The organism is Ilumatobacter sp., from assembly GCF_049588435.1.
Classification (GTDB): Bacteria; Actinomycetota; Acidimicrobiia; order Acidimicrobiales; family Ilumatobacteraceae; genus Ilumatobacter_A.
The window spans coordinates 1-6,640 of record NZ_JBAVYV010000434.1 but is presented as its reverse complement, the minus strand read 5'-3'; the positions used below and the strand labels follow the sequence as shown (position 1 = coordinate 6,640).

Below are 6,640 nucleotides of genomic sequence, written 5' to 3'. Positions count from 1 at the left end.
ATTCCCCACTGCTGCCTCCCGTAGGAGTCTGGGCCGTGTCTCAGTCCCAGTGTGGCTGATCATCCTCTCAGACCAGCTACCCGTCGATGCCTTGGTGAGCCGTTACCTCACCAACTAGCTGATAGGCCGCGAGACCCTCCCAAACCGCATAAAGCTTTCTTCGATTCGCCATGCGACGTTACGAAGGTATTCGGTATTAGCAGACGTTTCCGACTGTTATTCCCAAGTTCAGGGCAGGTTTCTCACGTGTTACGCACCCGTTCGCCACTAGGTCTTCCGGAGCAAGCTCCATGGACCTCGTTCGACTTGCATGTGTTAAGCGTGCCGCCAGCGTTCGTCCTGAGCCAGGATCAAACTCTCCAACAAAAACGTGGCCGATTGCTCAGCGACGAGTGTCAGATGAGCACTTCACCGGATGGAATGTCCGTGTGTGTGAAGCGTCCAGCTGTATGTGGCCATTCGTGGTCGGGACCGAGCGAACTCGATCCATCTGACGAACGGCCGGTATCCGTGTTGCTGCCGGCGGGATGCCGACAGCGAAATTGACAGACAGTCTCTCGCAGCACCCCGAGGGGTACCGACTGGACTGCCCGCACTGGCGTTCTGTCTTCTCTTCCGTTTTCAAGGAGCCGAAGCTCGGAATGCGCTCTACGCTGGGATTTTGTCCCTGCGAGGCGTTGATTCCTTCGCTTTTCCGGTGGCTACTGCCTCCGTGAAGCGAGTAGCTAAGCTAACGCAGCCGAACCAGTCCGGCAACCTCGCTCAGGAAATAATCTCGACGAGGTGGTGCACCTTCTTTCCCCGGCGCAGCAATAGGTACTTCCCGTGGAGCAGTTTCTGGTCGCTGAGCTGGTCTTTCGCGGTCAACCGTGTCCCGTTCGCCGAGTAGCTGTTCTGGTCCATGGTGCGACGGGCGTCACCATTGGATTTGGCGAGATCTGTCGCCACCAGGACGTTGATGGAATCTTCGAGTTCGCGGGCGTTCATCCGCGTATGTGGGATCTCACGGGACAAGATCTCGAACGCGGCGGCAGAGGCGCCGGTCGGATCGCTCGCGAAGAGCACATCGGCGGCCTCGTTCGCCGCGACAGCCGCGTCAGCACCGTGCACGAGCGTCACCATGTCGTCGGCGAGCGCCCGCTGGCCGATGCGTCGGTGCGGCTCGGCGGCGTGACGCTCCACGAGCTCCTCGATCTCGGCAACCGGTCGGAGCGAGAACATCAGGAGTTGGGTGCGCACGATGTCGTCCGGTGTCTGCATCCAGTGCTGCCGGAACGCGTAGGCGCTCGTCTTGGCGGAATCGAGCCAGACGCGCGCTCCGCTGGTCTTGCCGAGTTTGCTCCCATCCGCAGCGGTGAGGAGTGGCCACGAGAATCCGTGGACCGCGGCCTGCCGCTTGCGGCGGATGAAGTCGACGCCCGACACGATGTTGCCCCACTGGTCCGAACCGCCGATCTGGATGACGCAGCCCTCGGTGTCGTACAGGTGCAGGTAGTCGTTGGCCTGCAGCAGCATGTAGCTGAACTCGGTGAAGCTGATGCCGTGCTCGGAATTGAGCCGCGTCTTCACGCTCTCCCGAGCGAGCATCTGATTGACCGTGACGTGCTTGCCGACATCGCGCAGGAACTCGAGGATCGTGATCGGCTGGGTCCAGTCACGGTTGTCGACCAGGGTGCCCCGCTGCGGATCGTCGAGGTCGACGATCCGGCCGAGTTGCTCCTTGATGCAGTCCACGTTGTGGTTGAGCGCATCGTCGTCGAGCAGGTTGCGTTCCTCCGACTTGCCGCTCGGATCCCCGATCATGCCGGTCGCGCCACCGGCGAGGGCGACCGCCTTGTGTCCGGCGTCCTGGAAGCGTCGCAGCATCACCAGACCGATCAGGTTTCCGACGTGCAGGCTGTCCGCTGTCGGATCGCATCCGTAGTAGATGCCGATCGGGCCAGCGGCCACCTGCGCGCGCAGGTGCTCCCGGTCGGTCGAGTCGTGAATCAGGCCACGAGCCTCGAGATCTGCGATCAGGTCTCCATCGACGAGCGTCATATCCACCTCACCGTAGTGTCGGAGCCGTGCGCGACCCATGGAACGATTCCGAACTGGTCCGACGGTTCCGCGAGCACGCGCGCACGTCGATGCCACGAGCACCGCTCAACGCGGCCCTGTGCACCGCGATCGCCGACGACCGAGCGCTCAGTTCGATGCTCGGGCACGCCCCGGCGCTCCAACAGCTACCCGTCCTGCTGTTGGCGGCGATCCACGACGCCGTGCTGCGGGACCGGGAGCACCCCATCGCGGCGTGGTACCCCAACCTGACCACCGAGGCGCGCGATCCCCTCGACGCAGATCTGGCAACGGTCCTCGCCGGGTTCGTCGACGAACGTTCGCCGCTGATCCTCGAGACCCTCGGGAGTCGGCGCGTCCAGACGAACGAGGTCGGCCGATGTGCGCTGTTCCTCCCGTCGTTCGGGCGGGTGGCCGACGAGGTCGGACCGGTCGTACACATCGACGTCGGTTCGAGCGCCGGTCTGACGACTCTGCTCCCCCACTATTCGTATCGGTACGACGACGGTGAGCTGATCGGCAGCGGCACACCATTGATCGCGTGCGACACGCGCTCCGAGGCCACGGTCACGTATCCGATCCCGCATTCGATTCCGACGGTCGCCGACTCATGCGGCATCGACCTCGACCCACTCGACCCGACCGATCCCGATGACGCACGTTGGCTCCAGGCCTGCTGCTGGCCGGATCAGACCGACCGCTTCGACCGCTTGGCTGCAGCGCTCGAGGTCGCCCGCCACCACCCGCCCCGGATGATCCGCGGCGACGCCGTCGAGCTCGTCCGACCGACAGTCGACGAACTTCGCCCGAGCGGTCACCCGATCGTCACCACTTCGTGGGTGCTCAACTACCTCGACCCGTCGCAACGGCGCGACTTCCAGGACCAACTCGACGAATTCGGCCGGACCGGTGACCTCACCTGGGTGTTCGCCGAGTCGCCGGCGCTGACCCCGGAGCTGCCCCACGACGCCGATCTCGCCGGCGAGCACACGACCGCGCTCACCGTCGTGACGTGGCGGAGCGGTCGACGCCAGGTCGAGCCACTCGGGGTGTGCCACCCGCACGGATACTGGATCCACTGGGGCTGAACGGCGGCGGACCGGTTCGGATCGAACGTTGCTCCATCGGTACCTTCGGGTGATGACGACCGGCGAGCTGACCTTCGATCCCGACGCACTACGCGACAAGTACCGACTCGAGCGCGACAAGCGGGTCCGCACCGACGGCAACGAGCAGTACCTCGAGGTGACCGGAGAGTTCTCGAACTTCGTCGACGACCCGTACATCGACGAACCGATTCGGCGATCCCCACTCACCGACGACACCGACGTGATCGTGATCGGCGGAGGGTTCGGCGGCCTGCTCGCGGGAGCACGCCTGCGCGAAGCGGGCGTCGAGAGCATTCGGATCATCGAGAAGGGCGGCGACTTCGGTGGCACCTGGTATTGGAATCGGTACCCGGGAGCGATGTGCGACGTCGAGTCGTACGTGTACCTGCCGCTGCTCGAGGAGCTCGACTACGTCCCGAGCGAGAAGTACGTCCATGCGGCCGAGATCCTGGCCCACAGCCGCGCGATCGGCGCCCACTACGACCTGTACGACAACGCCTGCTTCCAGACCGAGGTCACCGCGGTGCGCTGGGACGTCGACGAGGATCGATGGATCATCTCGACGAACCAGGGCGACGAGATGCGGGCCAGGTTCGTCGCCATGGCGAACGGACCGCTGCATCGCCCGAAATTACCCGGGATCCCGGGGATCAACGACTTCGAGGGCCACACCTTCCACACCAGCCGCTGGGACTACGCGTACACCGGCGGGGGACCCGACGGTGGACTCACCGGCCTTGCGGGCAAGCGCATCGGGATCATCGGAACCGGGGCGACCGCCGTCCAGTGCGTCCCCCACCTCGGTGAGGGCGCCGACGAGCTGTACGTCTTCCAACGCACGCCGTCCTCGATCGACGTCCGCAACAATCGACCCACCGACCCGGACTGGGCGGCGTCGCTCGAACCCGGCTGGCACACCGAGCGGATGCAGAACTTCAACGCGCTCGTTTCCGGCCAGCCGCAGCCGGTCGACCTCGTCGACGACGGATGGACGGACATCATCGGCAAGCTGCTCGTCCGGATCCAACAGGCCGGAAACGAGGCGGACCTCTCCCCCGACGGGATCGGACAGGCGATGGAGCTCGCCGACTTCGAGAAGATGGAGGAGATCCGCAGCCGCGCCCAGGAGATCGTCGACGATCCGGCGACCGCCGAGGCCCTGAAGCCCTGGTACCGCCAGTTCTGCAAGCGCCCGTGCTTCCACGACGACTACCTCCAGGCGTTCAATCGGGCGAACGTGACGTTGGTCGACACCGACGGGCAGGGTCTCGAGCGGGTGACCGCTCGCGGGATCGTGGCCAACGGGGTCGAGTACGAACTGGACTGCATCGTGTTCGCCACGGGGTTCGAGGTCGGAACCGACTACTCGCGGCGAGCCGGGTACGAGGTGACCGGACGAACCGGCGAGACGCTGACCGACAAGTGGGCCGACGGGATGGAGACGCTGCACGGCATCCACAGCCACGGATTCCCCAACCTGTTCATCATGAGTCCCGGTCAGGCCGGCTTCACCGTCAGTTTCCCGCATCTGCTCGGTGAGCAGGCAACGCACATCGCCCACATCGTCGAACACGCACTGTCGAACGAGGCGACCACGGTGGAGGTGACTCCCGAGGCCGAGCAGGCGTGGGTGCGGACGGTCATCGAGAAGTCGCGTGCCTCGCTGCCCTTCCTCGAGTCCTGCACGCCGGGCTACTACAACAACGAGGGTCAACCCGAGAAGCGGGCAGCACAGAATTCGACGTACGGCGGCGGATCGATCGAGTACTTCCAGATCCTGGCGGACTGGCGCGACTCCGGCACGCTTCCGGGACTCGACGTCGCCGCGTCGGCGTCGACCGGGCGGTCCACGTCATGAGCTGGATCGAGACGCTCGGCGAACTCACGGCGATCTCCGTGTCGACGGTCGATGACGGCATCGGTCTCGTGACCCTGAACCGGCCCGAGCGGCTCAACGCGATCACGTCGACGATGATCGACGAACTGGAACGGGTGGTGTCCGCCGTCGACGGCGATCCCGAATTGCGAGTGGTGATTCTGACGGGTGCCGGTCGCGGGTTCTGCGCCGGACTCGACCTGGAGTCGGCGGGCACGGCGCCCGGTGCCGAGCAGGTGCGGCCCACGGTCGCCGGGTTCATGTGGCAGGACCATCTCGCGACGCTGCACGAGCGGATCCATCGTTCCCGCAAGCCGTGGATCGCTGCGGTGAATGGTCCGTGTGTCGGCGGTGGCTTCGCGTTGGCTCTCGCATGCGACATCCGGACCGCGTCGCCGGCGGCCTCGTTCGGTGCCGTGTTCCTCAAGATCGGCGTGTCGAACTGCGACATGGGGACCAGCTACTTCCTGCCGCGTCTCGTCGGCGCATCGCGGTCGGCCGAACTCCTCCTCACCGCGCGCATCTTCGGCGCCGACGAGGCGGACCGGATCGGGCTGCTGAGCGCGCTCGACGACGACCCGGTCGAACGTGCGCTCGAGACCGCCCGGCTGATCGCTGCGAACGCGCCGTTCGGAACGTGGATGACCAAGGAGACGATGTGGCAGACGCTCGACGCGCCGTCACTTCGGCACGCACTCGACATCGAGAACCGGACCCAGATCATGTGCAGCGCCAACGGCGACATCGTCGAAGCGCGCAGGGCGTTCGCCGAGAAGCGACCGCCACGCTGGGGCGGACTCTGAACGTCAGTCGGTGGTGAGCGTGTCGGCGGCGTCGCGCAGTTCGCTGAAAAGCATCTCGCCGAACCCGGGGTCGTAGGCGTTCTCGGGATTCGCGCGCACGGCGGCGTCGAGCTGGTGGGCATCGGTACCGACGAGAATTCGCCAGCGGTCGGCCCGGACACCGTCGAGGATCACGGTCGCCGCCTCGGCAGCGGTCATCGGGGCCATGTCGTGGAACATCTGGTCGGCGATCTTGGCGAGTTCACGCTCTTCGTCGGACAGGTCTCGGGATCCGAAGTCGACCGAGTTCTGGACGATCGACGTGCCGATGTGGCCCGGCATCACGACCGAGGCCTTCACGTGCGGTGCGTTGACTGCGAGGTCGGTGATCAAAGCCTCGGTGAACCCCTTCACGGCGAACTTGGCGGCCGAGTAGGCGGTGTGCGGCCGTTCACCGCCGATCGATGCCCAGAACCCGTTGACGCTCGATGTGTTGACGATGTGTCCCGCCTCGGATGCGACCAACGCATCGAGGAACGCGAGCGTTCCCCAGCGCACGCCGCCGAAGCAGACGTCGAAGCAGCGGTCCCACGATTCACGGGTGTCGGTGAAGATCGATCCTCCGCCGCTCAGGCCGGCGTTGTTGAACAGCAGGTCGACGTGATCGCTGTCGTGGGCGGCGAGCACCTCGTCGCGGAAGACGAGCATCGCGGCTTCGTCGGACACGTCACACCGATGGGTGGAGACCCGGATGTCGGAGGCGGGCGCGGCGGCACGGGCCAGCGCCGCCGCCTCGGCCATGTTCGGCTCCGACA

5 protein-coding genes and 1 rRNA gene are annotated in these 6,640 nt (G+C 65.5%); 3 read left to right on the top strand and 3 right to left on the bottom strand.

Translation table 11 applies throughout. The annotated features are described in order from the left end of the window. Together WBV89_RS16635 and tyrS are read right to left on the bottom strand one after the other, a co-directional pair. A 16S ribosomal RNA gene (locus WBV89_RS16635) occupies positions 1-366 on the bottom strand; the annotation flags it as partial. Between the two features lie 396 nt (positions 367-762). Then, entirely contained in the window at positions 763-2,040 is a 1,278-nt protein-coding gene (gene tyrS, locus WBV89_RS16630; RefSeq protein WP_423982463.1) for a tyrosine--tRNA ligase, read from the bottom strand. Positions 2,041-2,066: 26 nt separating this feature from the next. Between tyrS and WBV89_RS16625 the strand changes: the two genes are divergently transcribed. Genes WBV89_RS16625 through WBV89_RS16615 form a run of 3 tightly spaced genes read left to right on the top strand, consistent with a single transcriptional unit; the run spans position 2,067 to position 5,846 of the window. Continuing rightward, a complete protein-coding gene (locus tag WBV89_RS16625) occupies positions 2,067-3,146 on the top strand; it encodes a DUF2332 domain-containing protein (protein WP_423982462.1) in 1,080 nt (359 codons plus the stop codon). Between the two features lie 52 nt (positions 3,147-3,198). After that, entirely contained in the window at positions 3,199-5,025 is a 1,827-nt protein-coding gene (locus tag WBV89_RS16620) for a flavin-containing monooxygenase (protein WP_423982461.1), read from the top strand. Further along, entirely contained in the window at positions 5,022-5,846 is an 825-nt protein-coding gene (locus tag WBV89_RS16615) for an enoyl-CoA hydratase/isomerase family protein (RefSeq protein WP_423982460.1), read from the top strand. Before WBV89_RS16620 ends, WBV89_RS16615 begins: the two co-directional genes overlap by 4 nt. 3 nt (positions 5,847-5,849) lie before the next feature. Here WBV89_RS16615 and WBV89_RS16610 read toward each other — a convergent pair. Beyond that, positions 5,850-6,640, bottom strand: a 791-nt coding sequence (locus WBV89_RS16610; RefSeq protein ID WP_423982459.1) for an SDR family NAD(P)-dependent oxidoreductase, incomplete at its 5' end; no start/stop codon positions are given.